The organism is Emticicia fontis (assembly GCF_054779675.1).
Genome location: NZ_BAAGXU010000037.1, coordinates 831,797 through 856,246 on the forward strand (window position 1 = coordinate 831,797; position 24,450 = coordinate 856,246).

The window sequence follows — 24,450 nt, forward strand, 5'->3', positions numbered from 1 at the left end:
TAATAAGCCTGAGCAAATGAGTAAATTTACTCATTCTTTTTTAGCTCAATCATTTTTGGGGTTAGACGATTATCGTACGACAAATATAAATTTTCTTTTCTCTAAATTCACGAAATTTTACTACGATTCTTTTACTAAATACCAAAAAATCTTCTAATAGTTATATTTTTTCTTCGCTTATGAAAAATATTATTTTGCTTAACAACTATTTTTAACTTTTGAGCGTCTTTCAGTTTGAAAGAATAGAAGGGAGGTCAATATTAGTTGGAAAGGATTTTAGTTAATGTAGTAAGTCTTACTCCCCAAATCCCTTCGCATAGGTACACTCTCCAAAAATGGAAAGCAGGACTTTTTAGCCCTTCCCCATTGTTGGAGAAGGGTTGGGATGGGGTCTTTCCCAACATTTTTTCATAAATTTGAAATCATTTCTACCATTATGAAGTCAGTTATACTTTTTGTAACGTTTGTGTGTGGGTCATTTCTGGCTTTCGGGCAGGAAGAAGACGAGTATTACCGAAAGCCAACGCAGCGAACAGACGTTAAAAACAATGTGTATCCATCGCTCAACCGCAAATCTATCAATATGTATCTGGGGGTAGAAGGAGGGCTTGAAATCAACCAATCAACCCTCATCAATAACCTCGACGGGCTGATTGGCAAGATGAAAGGCAATGATTTATATTGGGGAGTGGTATTAGGATATAGCATGAACGATAGGTGGTCGGTCGAGTTGGGCTATTATAAAAACCCCACCTATCTTATCCAGACTCTGAGTTCCAGCAGGTCAATTCCCTATATCTACCGGATGGGCACAGCCTTGCAGACTATCCCCATCCGATACAAACGCAAAATATTAACCGTTGATCCCATCACCAAAAATGCCACGATTCATGCAGGAGTTGGGGTCTTGCTCTCGCCGGAGGCAGCCGATAAAAAACTCGGACAAAGGGTATTTAATGGGTATGCGCGCGACCCGCAGAATCCGAAAGATACCCTGAAACTGCAGATAACCAGCGAGGCATTTCAGAGCAAGCGGGCCATTGCACAAGCCGAATTTCAGCTTGAATTACACGGGCGCGTATCTAATACCCTCTCTATTGTGGTATTTGCCAGAGGCAATATCGCCCCGAAAGGGCTCGTTCGCTCCGATGTCAGTTATACGGTCAATCAGGCTTTAGTCGATAAAGCCCAGCAACTCACCAACGGTATCAGCTTCAACTTCGGCCTGGTACTCAGGTACAATATTCTGCGGGGGTATAAATATTATGATAAAGAAGATGCAGAGTAGGTGGTGTCTAATTAAGCACCCTGGTATAAAAATTACCTGTTATAAATATATTGCCGTTGCTATCCAGCTTTAAATCCATAAGATTGGCAGCCTCAGAGTGCCCTAACCTGGCAGAATGGTGACACTCTGCGCAAATACGGCTGGTGTATAAATCAATAAAAGAAGTAATAGCAGGCTGATACCAATAGTGCGATGCTTAATCGTAAAAGTAGTTTTCATAAGTGTATTTTTAAATGAATACCCAAAACTACCTCAGGCCAAGGAAGCCTTAAAAAAAGATTCAGCTAATAGCAGGAAAGCGCAAGTGAGTTGCCATGAACATGGAAATGAGTTGTTTTTGAGAGTAGGCGCCAAGGTATGTAGAGGTTCAGAATTCTGAACCCCTACGTTAACCGGACATATTTATATTTCATTAATCCCTCATTCTCACCACAAAACCATCTGTGGTTCCTGTAGCTACGAGTGGCGCATCATCCGTACTCAGGTTACCCTTAAAGGACCCAGCACAATAAAGATTCCCCTTGGTATCTGCAGCTAATCTATAGGCTGTTTTCTCATAATGTGACTCCAGCCCTTCAGCCCACAGAAGCACCCCATTTATGTTATACTTTGCCACATAAATATTATAAATTCCCATGCCACTAAGGGTAATGTTTCCAAATAGGCTGGGTTTTGTAAATTCGCCCATAATATATATATTCCCTGCCGGGTCAACGACCAACGAGCGGGCTAGTTCAAGGTTAGAACCTCCTCCTCTTTTGGCCCATTTTACTGTGCCTGCACTATTTAGCTGAGCAATAAAAACATCTGCCGACCCTGCACTGGTCAGTGTGTTACTGCCAAATGTAGCCGTGCCGAAAAAATAGCCTAAAATACTAATGTCATTATTGTTGTTTATGGCTACATCATATCCATAATCATCATTAGTGCCTCCCAGACTTTTGGCCCATACAAAATCACCATCGCTTTCAAATTGCACCAGAAATACATCAGACATGCCAGCAGAAGTAAGGTTAGTGCCATAAAATGTAGAAGTACCGGTATAATATCCTATCATCGTTACTGATCCGTTGGGGCCTACCGCTATACCAGTAGAGGAAGCCGAATTAGTGCCTCCTTTGCGTAGCCATTGAACATTCCCGTTGGTATTATATTTTATTATGCAAACGTTGTTTCCGGTTCCTGAATAATTGATACCCCCAATAGTTATACTACCGGTTGTATTTCCGGCTAAATAAGGATTCCCATTACTGTCTATGCAAAGACCTTTAACATTGTCATCTGAAAATCCGCCCACCTGCTGTACCCATTGAAAAGCACCGCTATTGTTATATTTTAACAGGTAAAAATCACCTCCACCTACAGTGGTAAGTGTATTTGTGCCAATAGTAACAGAGTTATAAAAATGTCCGGTCATAAAAATATTTCCGTTACTATCCAGTTCAAGGTCAATCACATAACCGAATACACCGTACCCGGCTTTCTGAACCCATACAAGGCTTCCGGTATTAGTATATTTAGCTATGAATAGATTAGTAGTAGTCGGGGTTTCTCCGATTACCTCTGTGCCATCAAATATGGCAGACTCGGTAAAAGCACCTCCCAGATATACATTCCCATCAATATCAGTTGCTACAGCATATACAACAGTATTATTATTGCCACCTATCCGCCAGCCCATTGTGCTTGGGTTCTTTTCTTCTGACTCACTCAGCAATTTTACCCATTTGGTTTTTTTATAAAAACGCACACAATTAAAAGAAAGATCATAAGCCATATCTCCATTCTGCGGATTAGGCAACGCCATAATGGCCTCATAACTCAAACGAGGAATAGTACCTGACTGGACAGGCGTAATACCGTCTGGCATAATGGTAACACTCTGGCTAAAAGCCATGGGTGAATAAAGAGATAGAGTAAGCAGTAATATAGCCTGCAAGGCAAGGCTAAAAGCCCGCAAAGAAAGAAAAGTAGTTTTCATAAATGAATTTTGAGCGTGAAAGAATGCTCAAAACTAAAGTCCGCGCCAGAATCTCTGAAAAATACCTCTCTTAATAGCAGGAAAGAGCGATTGAATAGCAAAAAATACCAGAATGAGTTGTTTTATTTTGTCGGCTGTTTTTTAGATAATGCTATAAAAGAGTAGGACTTTGCATTTAAGTATCCATTGATTATCATGACAATGTCTACTTAAATGCAAAGTCCCTATATCTCTTAATTAATCGTATCTATCAATCCCTTAATCTCACCACAAAGGCATCTACTTGTCCGGCGCCGGTGAGTGTGTAAGCGCCAAAGCTGGTTTTCTCATAAAAATAGCCGGTTGCATATACATTTCCCTGCGTATCTGCGGCGAGCTTTATAGGTATTTCAAAATACTCTCCGCCCATTGCCTGCACCCAGCTAAGTTCACCGTTTGGGCTGTATTTTGCTATAAATATATCCAGATTGCCATTACTATCAATAATGGTATTTCTGAATGTCGAGGCGTTTTCAAAGTTTCCGGTAATATAGAAATTTTGTTTGGTATCAATAGCTATCGACAGACCGTCTTCTGTAGAAGTGCCGCCTTCTCTTTTGGCCCATGTCAACACACCTGTATCGGTCATTTTCAGGATGAAAATATCTGTGTTTCCGGCACTTGTCAGGCTCTTACCGTCGAAATTAGCCGTTAACTCAAAATTACCCAGAATATATAAATTATTGTTGGTATCTACCCCTATATCTGCTCCGTTATCAGCACCTGCGCCGCCCATTTTTTTCAACCAGGCCAGATTTCCGGCATTATCATATCTGAGCAGCAGTACATCAGTTCCCCCAACTGAACTCATGGTTGTACCTTCAAAAGAAACAGTTCCTGTCAGATTACCTACTATTGTCACGCCTCCGTTAGTATCTGCTACTACACCATTAGCCACATCATTACCTGTGGTACCAACCCCTCTTCTTAGCCACTCCACCGTACCATCGGGCTTAAATTTTGCCACAAAGGCATGCATTTTTCCTGTCCACGGAAAAATCGCACCTCCAAAAGTAACAGTGCCCTCAATACCGCCCGCTATATATATATTGCCAGTACCATCAATGGCCAGCCCATTGCTCATATCATCATAAATACCCCCTGCTTGCTGCACCCATTGTAAAGCGCCGTCGGTAGCATATTTTGCCAGAAAAATATCCTTTATCCCCGAACTGGTGAAGGTATTTGCGCCAAAAGTAATATTGGTTGAGAAAGCGCCTGTGATGAAAATATTGCCGCTGGCATCAAGCGCTATATCACGAACCTCTACTTCTCCTGGACCCGAGGCGGCTTGCTTTGCCCATAACAAATGCCCCGTATTGGTATATTTAGCAATAAACAAGGTCTTGACAGCTATCCCGTTTCCGGGTAATACTGTATCGTCAAACTGGGCAGAATGTTGAAAATATCCGGCAACGTATACATTCCCATTGGCATCCGTTGTCAGGGCACTGCCCATGTCAAAGCCTATACCACCCATCTGCCAGGCAAGTATCGAAGGGCTAGTGTGATTGGCATCACAAAGCATTTTTACCCATTTATCTTTCTGATACAAACGCATACAATGAAACGAAATGTCGTATGCCATATCGCCATCTTTGGGTGCTGACAAGGCCATGATGGCATCGTAACTCAAACGGGGAACCGCCCCCCCCTGATTAGGTGTAATACCTGATGGTAGAATGGTGACGTTTTGAGCAAAGATCATACGTGCAGAGGCCAGAATAGCCAGCAACAAGATAATTCTTACAATGCGGATGAATGTTTTATTTCTATATAAAGGCTTTTTCATATACGAGTGTCCTCAGAGTTTGAAACATGAATAATGCCCAAAACTAAGCCCAGAACTAAACCCCTGAAAGAATAACTGAACTAACAGACAAAAAGAACCAAGGAATGGTGGATGTATAGGATGGAAAGGTTTTGAGAGTTTAATTATTGTTTTAGCTGAGACCTATCGCAATACGACGCCAGGGGTATATTCAAAGCCATCCTTTGGTTTTCATTTCTCCCATTATTGCTCTACCTTTGTAAAGCCTTCAACGAAGCCTTTACCCAATGTCTGATACAGCCGAAATAAGACCTCCCGTCATTACCATCATCAACCGCCATTACCCGCCAAATCCCGGTATAACCGGAGAATCTGCATGGGATATGGCTAAATATCTGATAGAAAAATACCAGGCCCAAGTACACGTCGTCTACATTGACCGCACCTACGACGGCGGCGGACAAATTCGCCAGCCCATAGGTATTCTACATCCGGTTAATACAATTTATGAAGGCAAAAACGGCTTGCTGAAACTAATATCAGGTACATTAGACGGGCTTTTTCTGGTGTTGAAAGCCAGAAAACTAAAGAAAGGCAAAGTGATTGTGATGACCAGCCCACCCTTATTACCTTTCTGGGCAACCTGGTTTCTGAAAGACTGGGTATTGTGGTCGATGGATTTATTTCCCGAAGGATTCGCCGCCGCCGGAACCATCAAACCTGCAAATGCCATCTATCGCTGGATACTGAAAAAGACCTATCAGAAGTCTCCGCAGCACCTGATTGCCTTAGGGCCTAATCAGGCAAAATTTGTTAAACAAAGCTATCAGCAGGAAATCCCAACCACGATTCTACCGTGTGGTGTATTATTCCATCAGGAAAACGACCCCAACATTCCTATCTGGAAAAAAGACGACGGCAAAATCTATTTCGGCTATTGCGGCAACTTAGCCAAACCCCACTCAGACGAATTCCTGCTGAGATTTATCGATAATCTGGATACAAAAAAACACCACCTGATATTAGCCGTTTATGGCGAAAAGGCCGATGGCGTATTAGCCTATGCCCAAGGTCGGGAGGGTATTACAATCCTGAAAAGTGTCCCACGTAGCCAGTTACATTTTATAGATGTGCATCTGGTAAGTTTATTGCAAGAATGGACACACATTGCTGTTCCCTCAAAAGCTGTCAGCTCTATCTGCGCCGGCGCAAGCATGCTATTCTGTGGCAACAAAGAAGCCGACACATGGGCATTACTCCACCAAGCGGCATGGCTCATAGAAGAAAACAAACCATTGGATGCACAGATAAAAAACTTCTTAGCAGATCTGACAATTGCCCAAATGCAACAAAAAAGAGCCAATGCCCAACAATTGATAGAAGATTTGCAAACGATGGTGGTTGAGGCGTATGAGGATGTGCGGGAATTGGGTTCTGGGGTATGACCATTTTTCAAATCGTCCACTAGGATATAATCTAGAAACCCGTTAAGCAGAATAAACAACTAAATATAAATCCATACTCGTAGAGACACCTATAAGTCGTCTCTACAGAAACTGCCTACCTAATCTTCCCAATACTCAAAACCCATATAATCTATCCAACCCGTTCTGGTCTGAAAAAGCCCTCCTTCTTGAATACTTAATGGCTCTGGATATTTCAAGGGCAGAATAATATGGCCATTTTTATCAATTACGCCATGATACCCGTCTTTTTTTACCGTAATCAAATCATACTCTATGGCTGATGCTTGTTCATAAATAAGGGGTATTACCTCATTACCTTCCTCATCTATAAATCCATAAAGACCATCTTTGCTTACTCTTGCCAATTCATTTGAATAGCTACCAAATTTGTAATGACTTAAACCTTCAATATTATCATACTTATCAGCAGGTATAATCACTTGCGCTTCTTCGTTGAGAACTAAGTATGTATTATTGTAAAAGATTATCCATCTCTTTTCATTCCAGTATCTAATACTTGTCTCATCATATGCAAAAGGAATAATAGTTTTCCCTTGTGTATTAATTACTCCCCATCGATTATCTTTCTGGATTATACAAAACCCATTTTCAAACTCATATCCACAGTCATAGTCATCATACATACGAGGAATAACTAGCTCATTTTTTTTATTGATGAAACCAACTTTTTCATTTTTTCTTGACATCGTAAGTCCATTATAAAAACCAGCTTCCCAACCCCACGAATATTGCCCCGAATCTGTAAATTCTATTTCAAGCGGAATAACTAATTCTTTTAATGGATTCATAAATCCATACTTTAAATCTCTATAGTTTACCACACAAACGAGACCTTCCTGAAACCTACCTCCGAAAGTACATCCTTCAGGTAACTTAAAAACTTCACCTTCTTCGTTTATCCATGTATTCCCCCTTATATTTATCCCACTATTACCGATACCTAAATAACTTTTAGATATTTTCAGTTTCCCTTCATCATCAAAGAAAAGATGTCTTTTTTTCGGATCACTGGCGTTATCAGAAAAGAAGTCGATAAAATGATCTTTATAGCCTGAAAGTGAAATGATAACCTTTCCATTAATATCAAAACACGTCTTATCCATTTTTTCCAACAGATAAATTCCCTCTTTATGCACGTAAGGAATATTATCGTAGACAATAGGCAATATCTCTTTCCCGTCCATATCAATCACACCATACTTCTTCTGAATAATGACTATAGCTCTGCTATGCCGAAAACTGTGGGCAGTATCATACATACAATGGATTACTATCTCTTTGGAATCATAATCCATATAGCCCCATTGACTTTTCTTTCTGTAAGGAATTAGTCTTTTCTCAGGGTTTTCTATTTCTGTATTTTCTGAAATATTCATTGATGGATTCGTATAAATAATGGAATAGAATGATTGAGAAATTGACAAGAAGACCTATTTTTTATTTAATACATTCCTATAAACCCCCAGATACCGTTCCTTCACCACCTCCTGCGAATAATTCTCTAATACCTTTTTCCGGGCATTGCTGGCTAAAACTGTGGCATCAGCCTTAAACAATACCCATTTAATACCCTCCGCAAAATTCTCTGCTGATTTGTAGGTAGCTAAAAAACCTGTTTGTTGGTGCGCAATCATTTCAGGAATACCACCCACTTCGAAACCTACTGCCGGAGTGCCACACGCCATTGCTTCCATAATCGTATTTGGTAGATTTTCCTGAATAGATGGAATCGTAAACACATCAGCCGCCGAGTAGATGAGCGCAATTTTTTCTACGTCAGTTATTCGTCCTAAAGCGTGGGTTTTAAAAGGCAACATTTGATTCAGCTCCGCGTCGCTTTCCCCTAAAATCACCAATTCAATCTCGTCTGGGTTATTAATTTGTTTTTTTAGAATCTCCAAGGCTTCCTGAAAATAGCTGAATCCTTTCCAGATAACTGTTACCTTAGCAGCTGCGAATAGAATCAATTTCTTATCAACAGGCAGATTTAATTTGGCTCTCGCCTCTGCTTTGGCAGTAGGCTTAAAAACACTCACATCTAAAGGATTCGGAATAGCACCGATAGACAGATTTTTAAACAAACTGCTTTTGCGGGCTCTGTTGGCCAGCCACTCGCTACAACCAATTATCTGAATGGGAGGGAGTTGAGCCACATCACCAAAGATTTCATTTTTGCGTTGCCACACCTTTGCCGATAAATCATTGGGCGAAGGGTTGCGCAGATAAGGCAGACAATTCCCGCAATGTGCCTGATAATGCTCACAATCGCCGCTGTGATGACAGCCACCCGTAAACGCCCACATATCATGCAATGTCCAGACAATAGGTTTACCCAGACTGAATATTTTTTTGAGAGAATTGATAGAAAGAAAGCCGAAATTTACCCAATGTAAATGCAGAATATCAGACTCTTGTACCAGTGGGTGCTGCGAAATATCAATACCCGTATTGGCAGGCGAAAAAGCAAAGCGCACTTCCTTGTTTTTCTCATACTGACGAAAATACAAACGCTCGGCCACAAAACGGGCAAATGCCTTTTTCTTCTCCAACCAGCTTTGGGCAACAGGCACTACATCAGGCCGGTTACGCTTCTTTTCCTGCACCAGTAGCCTGGCTTCTATGTCGCGTTCGTCTTCTAGTACCGACAATAATCTTAAACTGGCAATGGCTGCGCCACCCATGCTATCGTCGGTATTTATGAGAAGAATTTTCAAGAAAATGTCGCTTAATTATGTCCGTAATGGATGCGAATTACGGAAAATTTTGGCATAACTTTCACAAGTGTATCAGTCACCCTTATAAAAACAATTGGTAGCGATTGCTATTTATTGACTTTTACCTTTGCTATAAACTTGGCGATCTGAAAAAAATCTGCTTCTGTCAGAATAAAAGCAGCTTTATCAATCTTGAAATAGTACGTTACACCATTGGCTTTTATCTCACTTCCAAAAGTCAGATTGTTAAAAACCTCTGTAATTAATAAAGAGGATACCTTTTGTTTAGCTAATGCTATTTTATACTCTCCGGTTGTACTGAGTATAGAATTGAATTTTTCGACAAGTTTAGGTAAATCTGTCTCTTTTACCTCACATACGCCTTCCAGCACCTGATTAGAATAGAAAGTATTAAATGAGAATCCTAAGCCCATAATTCCGCCTGCACTCGCTACAGATGCGCCACTTGAACTGCCTACTTCAACTTTTTTTGCCTCAACAGTTGATATAACCAATGAATAAGTACTGTGGCTTGAATCGGGGTAGTTATAAATCCGGTAATTAATAAAAGAAATAAGGCTATTATCTTTATTGCGGAAATAATCTTCCTTCACGAATGAAATTTTAGATACTTCCTGTGTGATTGTCTGCGCAGAAAGATTTGTATAAACAGCTATTAGAAAAATAATGGTAAAATAGAGCCTCATGTAGTTTAGATATATTAGATGTAGTACCGCAAAAATAATAAGGATTTATTTACACTAAAGCCAACCTGAAAAAAATATCCCAACCGATGTAAGTTTTTTACTCATCCCACGACTAATTGTTTAAACAATGCATCAGCGAATGGAAAAGGATTTTATTCAATTGATTAATACAAACCGAGGCCTCATTTACAAAGTATGTAATTTGTATTGTCGTGACGACGACGATAAAAAAGACCTTTTCCAGGAGATTGTTTTGCAGTTGTGGACGTCTTACGCCAGTTTCAGAAAAGAGTCGCTAAGCACTACCTGGTTGTATAGAGTGGCGCTGAATACTGCTATTTCTAATTTCAGAAAAGAAAGCAGAAAGCCCGAAAGAAGCGCCATATCAGCCAGCGAATTGCAGATACCGGATATGAACTTATACCAATCTGATAGTGAGGATTTGGGCTTGTTACGACAGGCCATCGAAAAACTATCAGAGATTGAAAAGGCCATCATCATGCTCTATCTGGAAGATAAAAGCTATGACGAAATCGCCGAAATCATTGGTATCACCAACTCAAACGTAGGGGTAAGAATCAACAGAATTAAAATCAAATTAGAAAAACTCATTAAATCGAACGGAATATGAACTTAGATGATTTAAAATCGGCATGGAAAGTTTACGACCAGAAATTGCAAACCTCTCAACAACTCACCGAGCGCATGATTGTAGGGATGATTAAAGAGCGTTCACGGTCAAGAGTCGCACAAATCAAACGGGAGAATGTCTTCTTCTTTATTCTGATGGTAATAGAATTAATCGTATTAGGTGCCATCTTTCTGGGTAACCCTTTTGATTTCATCTACCCAATCCAGTTTGTGCCTTATGGCTTTCTGGCAGTCGGTATTCTCATGGCATTAGTAGCCATTTACCGAAGCAATACCATCGTAAATGTAGATATGAACAGCACCACCTTAGGTGCATTTCTGAACCACGTCATCAAAGAATACGAGAAAAACAAAAAACTGGAAGGCTGGTTCGGCATCCTGATGCTCGCCTCGGGCTGTCTGGCAACCTTGTCTTTTTTACCCAATAAACTGGCGAAAAAAGATTTAACTGCCGCCCTGATAGATACCCTTATCCCGATGGTTATCTGCTTGCTTGTCTATTATTTAGCCTTTAAGCTGGGCGCTTTTAAGAATCGTAAAAGTGAAGGGTTTAAGGAAGATTTGAAGGAATTGGAGGAGTTGTCGAGGGAGTTGGAGCAAATATAAATAAATTAAGATTTTTTTTAATAGAAGAAAGAATTTTGGTTCCGTGCGAAAAAAATACAAATATTATGCTTGCATACTATTTGTATTTTTTTTAAATTAGAAAGGATTTCCAACAAAGGATAATCATAAATATTAAATCCATGGAAAACCGATGTCACCCAAAAAGAGGAGTAATTAGATTATTATCTCTTAGCCTTTTAACTTCAATTTGTTTTTCGTTAGCTTCTTGTAAAAAAGGAAACGATGAACCTGCCCCAACTTACGAAACTATTAAGACTCCAGAAAGATTAGCTATTGTTTACTCCTGGACAGACGTGATTAATGGCGCTAATGGAGATGTTAATCGCGTTGTAAGTGAAGTATATAAAAATTTTGATGTAATTGTTTTTGGAGATAATCTTTGGAAAACTAGTCATCTTGATTATCAAAAAACTAAGGAGGTAATTGCACAACTGAAAGCAGCAGGTAAAAAAGTTTTCTTATATCTAGATGCGAGTACAACTATTCAGAATTTGAGTGAAGCAAAACTTAAAGAAGCCATTAATGGTATCAGCGCAATAGGAGTTTATGGCGTTTTCGCTGACGATATGGGTTCAGATTTTAAAGTTTCCAGAGCTAGACAAAATTTTATTATAGATTATGCTCACACAAAGGGGTTATCAGTTTTTGTAAATGCTTGGAATCTTGACGATATTTTGTCAGGTAATGATGTGAAAATTAATAATAATGATTATATTCTGCTTGAATCTTTTGGCTATGGACATGGAGCATATAGATCATTAGCTGAAACTATTAGTAGGGGGCAAAAAGCCAAGGAATTTCAAAAAAATCGTAACTTTAAAATTGCCGCAATAGCAACAGAAGACCCAGCGAAAATTTCTGCCAATTCAAATACAACCGCACCATTTATGCATGCTTACTATGCCAGTATAATATATAATTTAGATGCATTTGGATTTACTGATACTAATTATTCTTCATTTGGCGCTAAGGCTAATCAGGTATTTATTTACCCACAGCCTCTTACTAAATACGGAACCAAGTTTTCAAGTAATATTGTAAAAGAAAGTGATGTTCTTTATCGTGTTGATACTGATACTCATAAATTATATTTATCTGATAAAACAGGATACTCAAAACCATAAAATAATCTATTTACAAAGCTTAATACCTGATAAAAGCGGCAAATGCCGCTTTTATCTTTTTAATAAGCCTATTTGATATTAAAGAAATTAGTCTAAGGAATTATTTAACATATGTGCCGGATTAAGTAGGACAATGTAGTAAAATACCATTGTTATCTTAGCCGGCGACCGCGCGGCGGACCGTTTCAGTCGCTGACAGGGGTCGTAGCAAATGGGCATAGTCAGTAAAAAGCCATTTCTACAACTACCCATTTGCTTATACAAGAATTTTCCAATAACTACAAACCACTCTGGCACACTATTTTTATATATTTTGGGCATAGTCTAAATTAATTGGCTGTTTCGGTCGTTATTTTTAAAATCCCTCACTTATATGAAAAAACTAATCATTTTTATCGCCCTTGCTGCCACCAGTGCCTCCATTATAGTTGGTTGTGATTCAGATACCGACCCAATCGGAAAAGCAGACGATTCAACGTCTAATCAGATTGCAGGACAGTATCAGGCAATAGTAGCCTTTCCGAACCTGACTTTCAGTTCGCCTGTTGAGTTTACCCATGCCTACGATGGTACCAACAAAGTATATGTCGTTGAGCAAAAAGGGGTTATCAAAGTATTTGACAATGTGTCAACAGCCTCGCAGGCTTCTGTGTTTTTAGACATTGATGCCCGTGTAGACATGAATGGCGAAATGGGTTTACTCGGACTAGCCTTTCACCCGAATTTTGAAACAAATGGCTATTTTTATGTGAACTACAACCGTAATTCACCCTCTCGCCAGACCGTCATTTCAAGATTTAAAGTAAACTCCGGCTCACAGGTAGCCGATGCCAGCAGCGAAAAAATCCTCTTGACTATCGAACAGCCTTACACCAATCACAAAGGTGGTAAATTAGCCTTCGGTGCCGACGGATACCTCTACATCGCCACAGGTGATGGCGGTAGTTACGGAGACCCACAATACAGAGCACAGAACCGCAAAAATCTCTTGGGTAAAATTCTGCGCATAGATGTGAATATGGAAGATAGATATGGTATACCGAAAGACAATCCGTATGCAGGCAATACAGAGGGTTTCAGAGAAGAAATCTACGCCTATGGCTTGCGTAACCCGTGGCGATTCAGCTTTGACGAAGCCACCAACAATCTTTGGGTAGCCGATGTAGGGCAAAACGAAGTAGAAGAGGTAGACATCATTACAAAAGGCGGCAACTACGGATGGCGCATAAAAGAAGGAGACGATTGCTTTGACTCGACAAGTAATTGCGAACAAGCCAATCTGGTAGCACCTGTATGGAGCTACCGACAAGGTTACAAAGGACGTTCAGTAACTGGAGGCTTCGTTTACAGAGGCAAAAAACTCCCTGATCTGGTAGGAAAATACGTCTTCGGCGACTACGTAAGCGGCAAACTCTGGTCTATTAGATACAACGGCTCAAAAGCCACTGATAGCGGCGATAAAATCGCCAACGTCAGTAGTATTTCTGCCTTTGGTGAAGACGCTAATAAGGAGTTGTATATTCTGAACTATAGTTCGGGCAAGGTTTATACCTTGGAGAAGGCTACGGTATCAAATTAAAGAATTATAGATATAACTAATAACAATCCTTCATCGTAGAGACGACATGCTGGCGTCTCCTAGGGTCTATGCAATCCAAAATTTTTAGTTGGAGAGATAAAACATAGTAGATAATTATCTGATGCTCACAGGCCTATGGAGACGCCAGCATGTCGTCTCTACGATAATGGATTATTTATTTAGATTTGTTATTTTACACAAACCAATCCTTCAAAATATCTACGATTTCCTCCCAAACCCAACAACCGCTTTCCAGAGGCTATTCATTGCCCCGTTCAATTCAGGAGAAATATTACTCCAGTAGATAATCACCCCATAAATCAGCGTAATGGCCGTAGAACGGTAGCCAATGTCAATGACCGTTTTGAATTTAGTGCCTCCGGTTACAGGTATCAGACTCACAGCCAGACCCACCGCAACCATAATCAACAATACTTTCGGAATATCAATCGTAAAAGGTTGCATGCCGAGTTTCCACCATAAGAATGCATAGCGAACAGCATTATAATAAACCGTGGCGATAGCCAGCGCAAAGGCTGCCCCATTCATGCCATAGAGAGGAATCAATAGCCAGTTCAGCAATACCGTCAACCCAATCAGGCTAATCATGATATAGGTATCGTAACGATAATAAGGCGAAAGTGCCAGAATCGTACCATTCAGACCAGTAGCCAAATCAAATAACTTGCCCAGACTCAGAATAATAATCACCCATTTCCCCCCCTCAAAATCAGCCGGAAGAAACTCGAATAAGTTATCAATATTTAAGTAAATACCTAAGAAAATCCAGCAACCTACAATCAATGAGGTCGTACAGCTTTTGCGGTAGATGGTGTCTATATTTTTTAAATCATTGGCGGCAAAAGAATCTACGATGATAGGGGCAGAAGCTTTGTTTAAAGCCACCAACGACATCCCCATTACACTCCCAAAAAAAGCTGCCGTACTATACACCCCCGTTTCCTGCAAAGTCGAGATTTCAGCCAGCATAATTTTATCAATATACAGAATAATCATCGACGAAAAACCCGTCAGTATAGTCAGGAAACTATAAGTAGCAAATTGTTTCGTAAAACCGGGCGTCATAATTGAAAAATCAGGTTTCAACGAAAACCCGTCCAGCTGTGTAGCCTTCCAGACCATCGGCACCAGATACAAAGAAATCGCCAGTACCCACACCCAGATATATTGAGAGAAATCAAGGACATTGAAAACCACCAGAAACAACGAAGCCATAATCAGAAAACGTTGCAGAAACTGTGATAAGAACGTGCCCGTTACGGTTTCATACAGGTTTTTGGCGTAGTTATCAAACAGGTTAAATAGCAATGTGGCAAAGGTAATGGGCAAAAGAAAGTAGAAATTGGCCGCTAGCAGGTTGGTTTTTCCTTTGCTGGCAATCATCCAGTCTTTCAGAAAGAATACACCTATACTACATATCAGAAAGCCCACCACGCCAATCGATATACCTAAAAACAGAAAGCCTCTATGCCCTTCTTTCGCATTTCTGAAATGAACAAAAAAGCGACTTCCCGCCGCATTGAAACCCAGCGAAGATAGCTGCACCATCACGTACATATATGAAAGCAGTACATTCAGCAAGCCGATTTCTTCTTTCTTGAAAAAATTGGGAAATATAAAAAACTGTGAAATAAAGCCCACCAATACTCCCCCATACGAGAAAATAGTACTAAGAAAGGCTTGTTTTTTTATTACGTTCATTGAAATATTCTGAATTCCTTATTTTACTAAAACCACATTACTCATCCCACTTTCATTATTTAACCGATCAAGTGAGGTAACCACATACGTATAAGATTTACCCGATTCATATTTTTTATCAGTATACCCTAACATCCCTTCATTTCTGATAATGCCAATGATTTTTGAAGAATTGTCGAGGTTGATTTTTTCATTTTTCTCAAACCGATAGACAATGAAAGCCGTCGGCTCATCACCGTCTTTTGCCGGAAGCGCAGGGGCATCCCAGCTAATGAGCATCCCGAAATCATTTACTTTTTTGGCTATGACATTCTCGGGCGCATTAGGCGGTACATTGTCTTTCCAGGGCATAGTAGGAGGGAGCGCCGGATAATAATACATGTTTCTAAGCGAATCATTCACCGATAGTTCATTCCTGCTCAAAGGCTTGGCACTATAAAAAATACTCCCCGAAATCTGTGGTTTACTGCGGTTGTAGCGTACTTGTCGCGGTATCTGATTCGCCTTTTCCCAACCAACCTCATTACTGCCTGCTTTTACCCGGTATACACCATGGCCAATATATAAATGTCGCTGGTAATTGTGCTTCGTCCACCACTCGGCCAATACCCCATAAGGCACTTTGCCAAACTCAAAGCTAAAATATATCTGCGGCGCAATATAATCAATCCAGCCTTTTTGTATCCATTTTCTGGTATCAGCATAGAGGTTATCGTAAGATGTCTGCCCGCCTTGTGTCTGCGAACCACTCGGGTCAACAGAAGCATTCCGCCACACACCTACGGGGCTAATCCCAAACTTTACCTTGGGCTTTATCTCCTTAATTCCATCGCTGATGCCCTTAATTACTAAGTCTACATTATTCCGTCGCCAGTCTTCGATATTGCTGAATCCATTCTTGTATTTTCTGAAAGTATCTTCGTCTCTCAACTTCTCATTGGCAATCGTATACGGATAAAAATAATCATCAAAATGAATCCCATCCACATCATAATTCCGCACGATATTCAGCACTACTTCGGTGATATACGCCCTCACTTCCGGTATACCAAGATTAAAGAGTTTGTAGCCCCCGTAGCTCATAAACCACTCAGGTTTGGTATTAATCAGGTGGTCTTGTATTATACTTTTAGCATTTTTTTGCGCCCCCCGATTCATATTCAGCCATGCATGGAACTCCAGATTGCGCTGGTGGGCTTCATGAATCATAAATATCATGGGGTCATAAAAAGGCTCTGGAGCTTTGCCTTGTTCGCCTGTCAACCACTCCGACCACGGTTCTTTGCTGCGGGCATAAAAGGCATCGGCCGCGGCGCGTACCTGCACCAGCACGGCATTCATGCCATAGCTTTTTTGTCGGTCGAGAAGCGTTCTGAATTCTTGTTGCTGGGTTTCTGACGGTAAGCCCTTGCGGGAAGGCCAGTCGATATTTTCAATCGTAGCTACCCACACCGCCCGAAACTCACGTTTAGGCCCGGGAGACTTGGAAACAAATTGCTGGGTAACTTTTTTACTACAACCACTCAGGAAAGCATAGATTATAAGATAGAAAGCAGCGTTTTTCAAATACATCTAAAATCAGTTTTGAAATTTATGTTCAAAATTAGATAAAAATTTAACCCAACGGCTAATTTTTGTTACTTTTGCTGTACATAACCATTTGGTTATTTATTTAACATTATATTCGTATATTGGATTGTTAATCAATTGTGTTTTATTTTGTGAACGAATGGTTCGGCTAAAGCCAATTTGATTCTCTAATTTAGACCTACTCCTCCAGCTAAAGCAGGAGGCAATTGAAGAAGAAAACATTTTATTCAATTGCCCCCATTTTCAAATGGGGGTAAAATGAAAAGCAAATACCTTATCGGCTTTAGCCAAATGTTTTTGTAGAGACGTTTGGATGAAATAATTACGTATCCTTTCAAGACATTCTACATAAATTAACTATATTAGGCCTAATAGGCCAACGAGACGTAATGCATCGCACCGCGACCGCTGCATCTCTACGAAAACAAAAAATACCTTTACAGGCTTTATATATCATCACTCTTTACATTTTAATATATCGTGAAAGAATACGGTAGCAACATCCAGAAATTAACCGATTACATCATTAGTCTGCCCGATAAAGAGCAACGGACTAAATATGCCCATATTCTTGTAGAATTGATGCGTCAGATTCACCCAAATATGCGTGAAGGTATTGACTATTCTAAAAAACTATGGGATGACCTTTACATTATCGCCAACTTTGACCTCGACGTAGACAGCCCTTTCCCGGCTCCTCCAAAAGAGATTTTAGGAAAAAAACCGATGTTGGTACCATACAACCAACACCACCTGAAACACCGTTTTTATGGCCGTAATCTCGAATTACTGATACTGAAAGCCATGATAACCGAAGACCTTGACGACCGCAAGGCGTTTATCTCATACATGGTGCGTCTGATGAAAAACTTCTATCAGACCTGGAACAAAGATACCATCGAAACAGACGATTGTCTGCAACAGATTCTGGAATTATCCGGCTTTAGATTCCAGTCAGAGATTGACGCCCTTCGCCGCGATGGATTGATGGAGTCTTCGCCGAAAGATGGAAACGGTAGCCGTCAGCGTATCCCGCAGCCGCAACAGGCACAAGGCGGCGGACACGGTGGCCATACCCATAACAGAAACGACCGTGATAACCGCGACAGAGACACCAACCGCAACCGTGGTGGCGGCGATAACCGCGACCGCAATAAAAACTTCAGCGGTGGTTATAAAAACGACCGGAATGATAGAAACAACAATAACAATAGAAACAACAACAAAAGACGTTAAAATACATTCGTGCTTTTCAAAAACAATAGCTTGATACTTCATCTATATGGCATCATTTAAAATAACAGGAGGAAAGAAACTACAAGGAGAAATTATACCGCAGGGGGCAAAAAACGAAGCACTACAAATTGTATGCGCCGTGTTGATGACCAAAGAACCTGTCATAATCAATAATATTCCAGACATCAGAGACGTCAACAAACTCATCGAGTTGTTGGCAGATATGGGTGTAAAATGCGAAAAACTAAGCGCAGGCTCGTATCGCTTCGAAGCAAGAGATGTTAATTTTGATTATTTCGAAACCCCCGAATACAAAGACAAAGCCTCGGCTTTGCGCGGGTCTATCATGTTATTAGGGCCGATGCTTGCCCGTTTTGGAAAAGGGAAAGCCCCTCGTCCGGGAGGAGACAAAATCGGTCGCCGTCCGTTGGATACCCACTTTACAGGTTTCCAGAAATTAGGCGCAGAATTTATCTATGACCCGAATGACGCATTCTATACCGTAGAAGGCTCGAAAATGAAAGGCGCTTATGTGTGGATGGACGAGATTTCGGTAACGGGTACAGCCAATGTATTGATGGCCGCCGTAATGACCGAAGGAACAACCACTATCTACAACGCAGCCTGCGAGCCATACCTGCAACAATTGAGCAAGATGCTGAACAGCATGGGAGCGAAAATCACAGGCGTAGGTTCAAACTTACTCACCATCGAAGGCGTAAAAGAACTACACGGCTGCGAACACACCATGTTGCCTGATATGATTGAGATTGGTAGTTTTATTGGCTTAGCGGCTATGACCCAGTCAGAAATCACCATCAAAAACTGCCGTATACCAGAATTAGGGATTATCCCGGATGTATTCAAGAAACTGGGAATCCAGATGGAATTCCGCGGAGACGATATTCATATTCCGGCACAAACCCATTACGAAATCAGCTCATTGATTGATGGCTCTATCCTGACTATCTACGATGCACCCTGGCCGGGCTTTACACCAGACTTGATTTCAATTGTACTGGTAACGGCCATACAAGCCAAAGGAACGGTATTGATTCATCAGAAGATGTTTGAAAGCCGCCTGTTCTTTGTCGATAAACTCATCGACATGGGCGCGCAGATTATCCTTTGCGACCCACACCGTGCCAACGTAATCGGCTTAAACCGCGAACATAAACTCAGAGGCATCCGCATGACCTCACCAGACATTCGCGCCGGCGTATCCCTACTGATAGCAGCCCTATCAGCCGAAGGCACCAGCATTATCGACAACATCGAACAAATAGACAGAGGCTACCAGAACATCGATGGCCGTTTGAATGCGATAGGGGCGGAGATTGTAAGAATTTAGTGATTGAGTGAATGAGCGATTGAGTGATTGTTTTTTTTTATTTAATCACTCAATCACTAAATTGCTCAATCACTCAATATTTTTTTAAAATGAATTTTGAATTGTAAACTCAAACCCTTACCTTTGCAGTCCCAATTCGAAAGAATACCGAAGTAAATGCCCAGATGGCGGAATCGGTAGACGCGTTGGTCTCAAACACCAATGCCTTCACGGGCATGCCGGTTCGACTCCGGCTCTGGGTACAATTAATTAAATAAGCGATTTAAAAGCCCTAATTTTAGGGCTTTTTTTATTATCCTTACTTCACAATTAGGTAAAAATACCTGTTTTTGCCTGTCAAATCTCTTTACTAACATAGTCGGTACTAACATTGTTAGGATTCATGGTTTTAGTCAATTAAAACCAATCTACAATGCAAAAAATTATGTAATCTACGAAATGGATTTGTGTTTCTACATCAGAAGAAACGACGCTGTTAACAAATCGGGTCAGACTTCAATTTATTGTACAGTTACTATCAATGGCTCTGGATGCGTGCCATTCTCAACAGGTATCAAAGTAATTGCCAAAAATTGGCAACCAAAAAAGAAAACAACGAATGACGAATTTGCCGACGTGGTACGGCGGGAGATTAACAGAACTGAAAATCTACTAAGGAAAATCAAAAGCGATTTAGAAGACGATTCTAAACCAATAACAGCCAATTTGATTAAGTCTATCTATTTAGAAACCAAAAGCGAAGCGAAGAAAACGAAAGTAGCTGTAATACAAGACAAAACTACTTTTATAGAATTGGCTCATAAAGTGGTGGCAAATAAGAAAAAAGCGGGAGCATCAGATAGAACAATAAAAAACAACAATACCTATATTAATACTATTTCTACGTATCTGGGTATTATTAAACAGCCTAAATTTTTGCCGTCTCAACTAGATTTTGATTTCGTGGAAGAATTTCAATTTTACTTTAAGCACGTGATTAAAAACTCTAAAAACTATTGTAATTGCCATGTAAGTTTTATGTCGGCTGTATTAGATTATGCTGTTTTAAAAAAGCACATTAAACATAATCCTTTGCTAAGCCTTAAATTAAACTATTCAGAAAAGCACGATAATAAGGGCATAACCGATGCCGAATTAAAACTACTGCAAACCGCTAAGGATTTATCAGATAAGGAACAAAAGGCAGTAGATATATTTTTGTTTTTGTGTGGCACTGCAATAGACTATTGTGATTATTTAATGCTTACAGATGAAAACCTGATTGAGCGAAACGGCAAATTGATGATTAAACACGAAAGGGATAAAACAGATAGATATGATACGGATAATGTAAATATAGCCAGCCCTATTCTAAAAGATTCTGCCTTGATGATTTTGGAGAAATACGGAAGTATTAGCAATATGCCAAAGTATAAAAACTCTCAAAATGTAAACCGCAATATTCAGGAAGTTGCCAGACGCTTAAAGATAAAAACGCACCTGACAACTAAAAGAGGTCGTAAAACATTTACGAATATATCTGTAAATAAGGAATTGCACACAGACGAACAAACGGCTTATCAATTAGGTCATAGTACGACTAAGCAGTTAAAGCATTATAGGCAATATGATGATACTATTTTGGAGAATTTATTAAATAAGTAATAATATTAAAAACTATGAACAAAAAGCTGTTGTCAAGATTTTTTGACATTTGTGCATACTATTCCTGAAATTCTTAACTTTAGAATGGTATTGGACAATTAAGTATCTGTATTTGATACTCTAATTAAGAATTTGTAAAATCATAATTATATGGAAGATATTGAGGATTTTAAACTATTTCTACAAAGAAGAGAAGAAGAAGAGGAGTTAAAAGCTAAATTAATAAACAATAAAATTGAATTTTGGAATAAAAAAATTGATGCTTCATCCATGTCTGGTAAAGAAAAAAATAAAAATAAACTGGAATTAACAGATTTAGGATATTTTATTTATTCATATAACTATAATCTAAATATTGTAGATGGAAATAGAGAAAGGCCAGACTTTATATTAAATGACGGGGTAAATAATATTGGTATTGAATTGACAGAGTTGATTACAAGTCAGCAACATAGAAAATTTGATGGTATATTAAAGAGGATTTTTCGTGAAATTGAAAGAGATTTAAAGATTAATAATCCTACTATTTCAGGAGTTTATTCAGTAGATTTTTACCCTTATGTCATGTATCAAAGTAATGTCAAAGATGTTAAAAATGAATTATTTAATCTAATCAAGGACAAGAAATCCTCAGGTAAATTTATTAAAAACCTGATAGTTTATCCTCACAATGAGTTTTCTATTGTTGTATCATCATTTTACGCTTTAAATTTATTAACAAAAGATATAATATTCCCTAAAGTTTTAGAAAAAGAAAAAAAAGCTGACAATTACAGAGGTAATGGTAATGTAGAAAAATTATGGTTGTTACTCATTGTTAGTGGTATTGGTGAAGCTAGCGATTATTCAGATATTGATAATGATTTATTGACAGATACTTATGATTCCAAATTTGATAAAGTGATTATTTTTAATAGATTTAAAAATGATTATATAGAGATTAAAGTAAATACTTTAACCTAGCTTGCTTAATTATTTCTTTACTTTATTTTGCATATTAAAAAACTAAAAAACAACTGCCGAATCAATGAAAAAAGTACTTATTGCTGTCGCCCTACTATTTAATAGCTGCGCTCCTGCTTTATATGTGAATCGTTTAGATAATTATCAAAAGCTTTACCCTATCAGCCCGCGAGATGTTAAGATATTTCTTAATGAAAAAGAATTGCCTGCTGAACATGAACGCATCGCTATAATCGAAATAAAAGACGCTGATGCTGATGCCGACCTTTATGGAGATATGCGAAAGGAAGCAAGCAAAATTGGGGCAAATGGAGTGATTCAGGTTGAAGAAAAGGAAAACGGAAACATTAACATTGGGGGCAGCCTTTTACAGGGGATAAGCATTCGAGAAAAACGCAATGTAAAGTTTTTAGCCCTGAGATTTAAAGTAAATGGTGAATACCCGAAAAAAGGTAGAATTGAACAAGATGATATGTATTAATAGCCCTGCTCTGGTTGCGCCTCTGGTCTTGGATTCTTAATTGTATATACATTCAAGTAAAATTTATAACAAAATAGCCCGTCAATTGACAGGCTATTTTAGTATATGTTTTGCTGTGACTAAAAAAGGTTACAAAGGTAATTTAAATTATTAATTATATAAGTGCCATAAACAAAAAAGCCCGACAAAATCGGGCTTTTCTGTTAAGTGTGAGTGACCTGAGATTATTATACCAGGATCATTCACATTTAGTGTGAAAATGCCGGGGCAAATGATACCGGTACATTCACAGTTTTAGGGTTTTTCCTTAACATTTCTAACCGTTTCCTACAAGTTGCTGAACTCGCTTTTTGTTTCCCAGTAAGTACTGCACCACACCCACACGGACAAGTTTTATAATTTGCAAAGGTTTTCGGGGTTTCGGCTAATAATGCCTTTTTTATCAATCTTGCTATTTCTTTAGCTACGCCTACGTGTACACCATTTCCAACGGCTCTATAACGTGCTTCACGGGTGAAACCCTCTAATTCAAAATCAAGCGGTAAACCTTGTAATAATAGAAAATCTTTCCATGTTCTTCTATCCTGCTGTTTGCCCTCTGTGGCTGTTAAACATCTTTCCTTTTTACCTGAATATTCCTGCTTTTCAATATCTAAAATATAACCATACTTTGAACCAAATTGAAAATGCCGTCTTCTGCTTTGCTCAAATCCTAAGTCGTTGGGAGATAATGAAAACCGTTGTATATAGTATCCATCAATAACAATGTCAGGAACTGCCGGAACATTTTCCAGCAAAAACCAATCACAATTCGACTGTAAAACGACCCGACCAAATTCACCCAGCATTTCTATACCGTTTCCCGTTGGTTCGGTTCTTCTTAAAACTGAGAAATCCTGACAAGGTGAACCGCCTATTACACCATCAAATCTATTTGCTATTGGTGTAAAGTTTCTTATATCTCCACCAAGAAATTTTTCAGGCCCTTTAACAACGCAAAAACCGTGTTCCTCAAAACCTTTATCTAATAGCCCTATGTTCGGGAAAAGGGATAAAACCAACTGTGAAAAATTCTGCATAATTAAGTATCGATCTATCACACAAAGATAAATTATGAAGTGTGAATTTGCAAGTTTTATTCGTTCCTGATTACTCACATTTTCAAATGTGAATCAGCTGCATATATTGTTCGCCGGATAATCACATTTAGTGTGAACCAACAGTGCTTTTTATCCCTGGCTTTTTCACACTAAATGTGATGAAGTTTAATTCAATGTACTCAGGTTGTTCACATTTCAAAATGTGATAGACCAGGCTGTAACACTATCAGGTTAATCACACTTAATGTGAATACTTTTACCATGTTGCAGCCTGGTCTTTCACATTAAGTGTGATAAAGCTGCACTTGTTAAATCCAGGTCAATCACAGCCAACAAAACATGAGTCATCCCGAATTTTGAGTAATTGCTAGATTGAGTAAGCAATTGGAGATAGC

General features: G+C 39.3%; 19 protein-coding genes and 1 tRNA gene. 12 read left to right on the forward strand and 8 right to left on the reverse strand.

Annotation, left to right across the window (positions count from 1 at the left end; genetic code table 11):
- Positions 1 to 436 precede the first annotated feature (436 nt).
- Positions 437 to 1,288 carry a hypothetical protein gene (locus ACYVFA_RS19475; protein WP_460473525.1) on the forward strand — a complete coding sequence of 284 codons (852 nt, stop codon included), beginning with the start codon at positions 437 to 439 and terminating at the stop codon, positions 1,286 to 1,288.
- 412 nt (positions 1,289 to 1,700) lie between these two features.
- On the opposite strand, the gene ACYVFA_RS19480 is transcribed toward ACYVFA_RS19475, so the two are convergent.
- Both ACYVFA_RS19480 and ACYVFA_RS19485 read right to left on the reverse strand, forming a co-directional pair.
- The gene (locus tag ACYVFA_RS19480) at positions 1,701 to 3,269 is read right to left on the reverse strand and encodes an SBBP repeat-containing protein (RefSeq protein WP_460473526.1); all 1,569 of its coding nucleotides are present in this window, start codon (positions 3,267 to 3,269) and stop codon (positions 1,701 to 1,703) included.
- Positions 3,270 to 3,519: 250 nt separating this feature from the next.
- Positions 3,520 to 5,100 (reverse strand): NHL repeat-containing protein, encoded by a 1,581-nt coding sequence (locus ACYVFA_RS19485; RefSeq protein WP_460473527.1) that lies wholly within the window; start codon positions 5,098 to 5,100, stop codon positions 3,520 to 3,522.
- A gap of 266 nt (positions 5,101 to 5,366) precedes the next feature.
- Here ACYVFA_RS19485 and ACYVFA_RS19490 point away from each other — a divergent pair, with 266 nt between their 5' ends.
- Positions 5,367 to 6,524, forward strand: a complete 1,158-nt coding sequence (locus ACYVFA_RS19490) for a glycosyltransferase family protein (RefSeq protein ID WP_460473528.1) — start codon at positions 5,367 to 5,369, stop codon at positions 6,522 to 6,524.
- A 119-nt stretch (positions 6,525 to 6,643) separates the two neighbouring features.
- On the opposite strand, the gene ACYVFA_RS19495 is transcribed toward ACYVFA_RS19490, so the two are convergent.
- The 3 genes from ACYVFA_RS19495 to ACYVFA_RS19505 all read right to left on the reverse strand — a co-directional run bounded on the left by ACYVFA_RS19495 (position 6,644) and on the right by ACYVFA_RS19505 (position 9,987).
- Positions 6,644 to 7,942, reverse strand: a complete 1,299-nt coding sequence (locus ACYVFA_RS19495; protein WP_460473529.1) for a WG repeat-containing protein — start codon at positions 7,940 to 7,942, stop codon at positions 6,644 to 6,646.
- A 54-nt stretch (positions 7,943 to 7,996) separates the two neighbouring features.
- Complete coding sequence (locus ACYVFA_RS19500; protein ID WP_460473530.1) at positions 7,997 to 9,280, reverse strand: glycosyltransferase family 4 protein; 1,284 nt, start codon at positions 9,278 to 9,280, stop codon at positions 7,997 to 7,999.
- Between the two features lie 107 nt (positions 9,281 to 9,387).
- Positions 9,388 to 9,987 (reverse strand): hypothetical protein, encoded by a 600-nt coding sequence (locus ACYVFA_RS19505; protein WP_460473531.1) that lies wholly within the window; start codon positions 9,985 to 9,987, stop codon positions 9,388 to 9,390.
- A gap of 139 nt (positions 9,988 to 10,126) precedes the next feature.
- Here ACYVFA_RS19505 and ACYVFA_RS19510 point away from each other — a divergent pair, with 139 nt between their 5' ends.
- From ACYVFA_RS19510 to ACYVFA_RS19525, 4 genes are all read left to right on the forward strand, one after another.
- On the forward strand, positions 10,127 to 10,618 hold the full coding sequence (locus tag ACYVFA_RS19510; RefSeq protein ID WP_460473532.1) for an RNA polymerase sigma factor: 492 nt from the start codon (positions 10,127 to 10,129) through the stop codon (positions 10,616 to 10,618).
- Positions 10,615 to 11,244: a hypothetical protein gene (locus ACYVFA_RS19515; RefSeq protein ID WP_460473533.1), complete on the forward strand. Its 630-nt coding sequence runs from the start codon at positions 10,615 to 10,617 to the stop codon at positions 11,242 to 11,244. Before ACYVFA_RS19510 ends, ACYVFA_RS19515 begins: the two co-directional genes overlap by 4 nt.
- Positions 11,245 to 11,384: 140 nt before the next feature.
- Positions 11,385 to 12,389, forward strand: coding sequence for a hypothetical protein (locus ACYVFA_RS19520; protein ID WP_460473534.1), 1,005 nt, complete (start codon positions 11,385 to 11,387; stop codon positions 12,387 to 12,389).
- Positions 12,390 to 12,762: 373 nt separating this feature from the next.
- Positions 12,763 to 13,968: a PQQ-dependent sugar dehydrogenase gene (locus ACYVFA_RS19525; protein ID WP_460473535.1), complete on the forward strand. Its 1,206-nt coding sequence runs from the start codon at positions 12,763 to 12,765 to the stop codon at positions 13,966 to 13,968.
- A gap of 219 nt (positions 13,969 to 14,187) precedes the next feature.
- Here the strand turns inward: ACYVFA_RS19525 and ACYVFA_RS19530 are convergent, their stop codons facing one another.
- Both ACYVFA_RS19530 and ACYVFA_RS19535 read right to left on the reverse strand, forming a co-directional pair.
- On the reverse strand, positions 14,188 to 15,690 hold the full coding sequence (locus ACYVFA_RS19530) for a lipopolysaccharide biosynthesis protein (RefSeq protein WP_460473536.1): 1,503 nt from the start codon (positions 15,688 to 15,690) through the stop codon (positions 14,188 to 14,190).
- 18 nt (positions 15,691 to 15,708) lie between these two features.
- Positions 15,709 to 17,262: a glycoside hydrolase family 10 protein gene (locus tag ACYVFA_RS19535; protein WP_460473537.1), complete on the reverse strand. Its 1,554-nt coding sequence runs from the start codon at positions 17,260 to 17,262 to the stop codon at positions 15,709 to 15,711.
- Between the two features lie 498 nt (positions 17,263 to 17,760).
- On the opposite strand from ACYVFA_RS19535, the gene ACYVFA_RS19540 reads away from it, so the two are divergent.
- The 6 genes from ACYVFA_RS19540 (at position 17,761) to ACYVFA_RS19565 (ending at position 22,955) form a co-directional block, all read left to right on the forward strand.
- Complete coding sequence (locus ACYVFA_RS19540; RefSeq protein WP_460473538.1) at positions 17,761 to 18,516, forward strand: DUF4290 domain-containing protein; 756 nt, start codon at positions 17,761 to 17,763, stop codon at positions 18,514 to 18,516.
- A 46-nt stretch (positions 18,517 to 18,562) separates the two neighbouring features.
- Positions 18,563 to 19,867, forward strand: a complete 1,305-nt coding sequence (murA, locus tag ACYVFA_RS19545) for a UDP-N-acetylglucosamine 1-carboxyvinyltransferase (protein ID WP_460473539.1) — start codon at positions 18,563 to 18,565, stop codon at positions 19,865 to 19,867.
- A 158-nt stretch (positions 19,868 to 20,025) separates the two neighbouring features.
- A tRNA-Leu gene (locus ACYVFA_RS19550) sits at positions 20,026 to 20,109 on the forward strand.
- Positions 20,110 to 20,305: 196 nt separating this feature from the next.
- Positions 20,306 to 21,511 (forward strand): phage integrase SAM-like domain-containing protein, encoded by a 1,206-nt coding sequence (locus ACYVFA_RS19555; protein WP_460473540.1) that lies wholly within the window; start codon positions 20,306 to 20,308, stop codon positions 21,509 to 21,511.
- 150 nt (positions 21,512 to 21,661) lie between these two features.
- Entirely contained in the window at positions 21,662 to 22,474 is an 813-nt protein-coding gene (locus tag ACYVFA_RS19560; protein WP_460473541.1) for a hypothetical protein, read from the forward strand.
- Between the two features lie 64 nt (positions 22,475 to 22,538).
- Entirely contained in the window at positions 22,539 to 22,955 is a 417-nt protein-coding gene (locus ACYVFA_RS19565; RefSeq protein WP_460473542.1) for a hypothetical protein, read from the forward strand.
- A gap of 248 nt (positions 22,956 to 23,203) precedes the next feature.
- Here ACYVFA_RS19565 and ACYVFA_RS19570 read toward each other — a convergent pair whose 3' ends face one another.
- On the reverse strand, positions 23,204 to 24,034 hold the full coding sequence (locus ACYVFA_RS19570; protein WP_460473543.1) for a DNA cytosine methyltransferase: 831 nt from the start codon (positions 24,032 to 24,034) through the stop codon (positions 23,204 to 23,206).
- Between the last annotated feature and the right edge of the window lie 416 nt (positions 24,035 to 24,450).

Bases quoted from the DNA above. Each gene is read 5' to 3' on its own strand.
- ACYVFA_RS19475 (WP_460473525.1), top strand. From the start codon at position 437: ATGAAGTCAGTTATACTTTTTGTAACGTTTGTGTGTGGGTCATTTCTG.
- ACYVFA_RS19480 (WP_460473526.1), bottom strand. From the start codon at position 3,269: ATGAAAACTACTTTTCTTTCTTTGCGGGCTTTTAGCCTTGCCTTGCAG.
- ACYVFA_RS19485 (WP_460473527.1), bottom strand. From the start codon at position 5,100: ATGAAAAAGCCTTTATATAGAAATAAAACATTCATCCGCATTGTAAGA.
- ACYVFA_RS19490 (WP_460473528.1), top strand. From the start codon at position 5,367: ATGTCTGATACAGCCGAAATAAGACCTCCCGTCATTACCATCATCAAC.
- ACYVFA_RS19495 (WP_460473529.1), bottom strand. From the start codon at position 7,942: ATGAATATTTCAGAAAATACAGAAATAGAAAACCCTGAGAAAAGACTA.
- ACYVFA_RS19505 (WP_460473531.1), bottom strand. From the start codon at position 9,987: ATGAGGCTCTATTTTACCATTATTTTTCTAATAGCTGTTTATACAAAT.
- ACYVFA_RS19510 (WP_460473532.1), top strand. From the start codon at position 10,127: ATGGAAAAGGATTTTATTCAATTGATTAATACAAACCGAGGCCTCATT.
- ACYVFA_RS19515 (WP_460473533.1), top strand. From the start codon at position 10,615: ATGAACTTAGATGATTTAAAATCGGCATGGAAAGTTTACGACCAGAAA.
- ACYVFA_RS19520 (WP_460473534.1), top strand. From the start codon at position 11,385: ATGGAAAACCGATGTCACCCAAAAAGAGGAGTAATTAGATTATTATCT.
- ACYVFA_RS19525 (WP_460473535.1), top strand. From the start codon at position 12,763: ATGAAAAAACTAATCATTTTTATCGCCCTTGCTGCCACCAGTGCCTCC.
- ACYVFA_RS19530 (WP_460473536.1), bottom strand. From the start codon at position 15,690: ATGAACGTAATAAAAAAACAAGCCTTTCTTAGTACTATTTTCTCGTAT.
- ACYVFA_RS19535 (WP_460473537.1), bottom strand. From the start codon at position 17,262: ATGTATTTGAAAAACGCTGCTTTCTATCTTATAATCTATGCTTTCCTG.
- murA (WP_460473539.1), top strand. From the start codon at position 18,563: ATGGCATCATTTAAAATAACAGGAGGAAAGAAACTACAAGGAGAAATT.
- ACYVFA_RS19555 (WP_460473540.1), top strand. From the start codon at position 20,306: ATGGATTTGTGTTTCTACATCAGAAGAAACGACGCTGTTAACAAATCG.
- ACYVFA_RS19560 (WP_460473541.1), top strand. From the start codon at position 21,662: ATGGAAGATATTGAGGATTTTAAACTATTTCTACAAAGAAGAGAAGAA.
- ACYVFA_RS19565 (WP_460473542.1), top strand. From the start codon at position 22,539: ATGAAAAAAGTACTTATTGCTGTCGCCCTACTATTTAATAGCTGCGCT.
- ACYVFA_RS19570 (WP_460473543.1), bottom strand. From the start codon at position 24,034: ATGCAGAATTTTTCACAGTTGGTTTTATCCCTTTTCCCGAACATAGGG.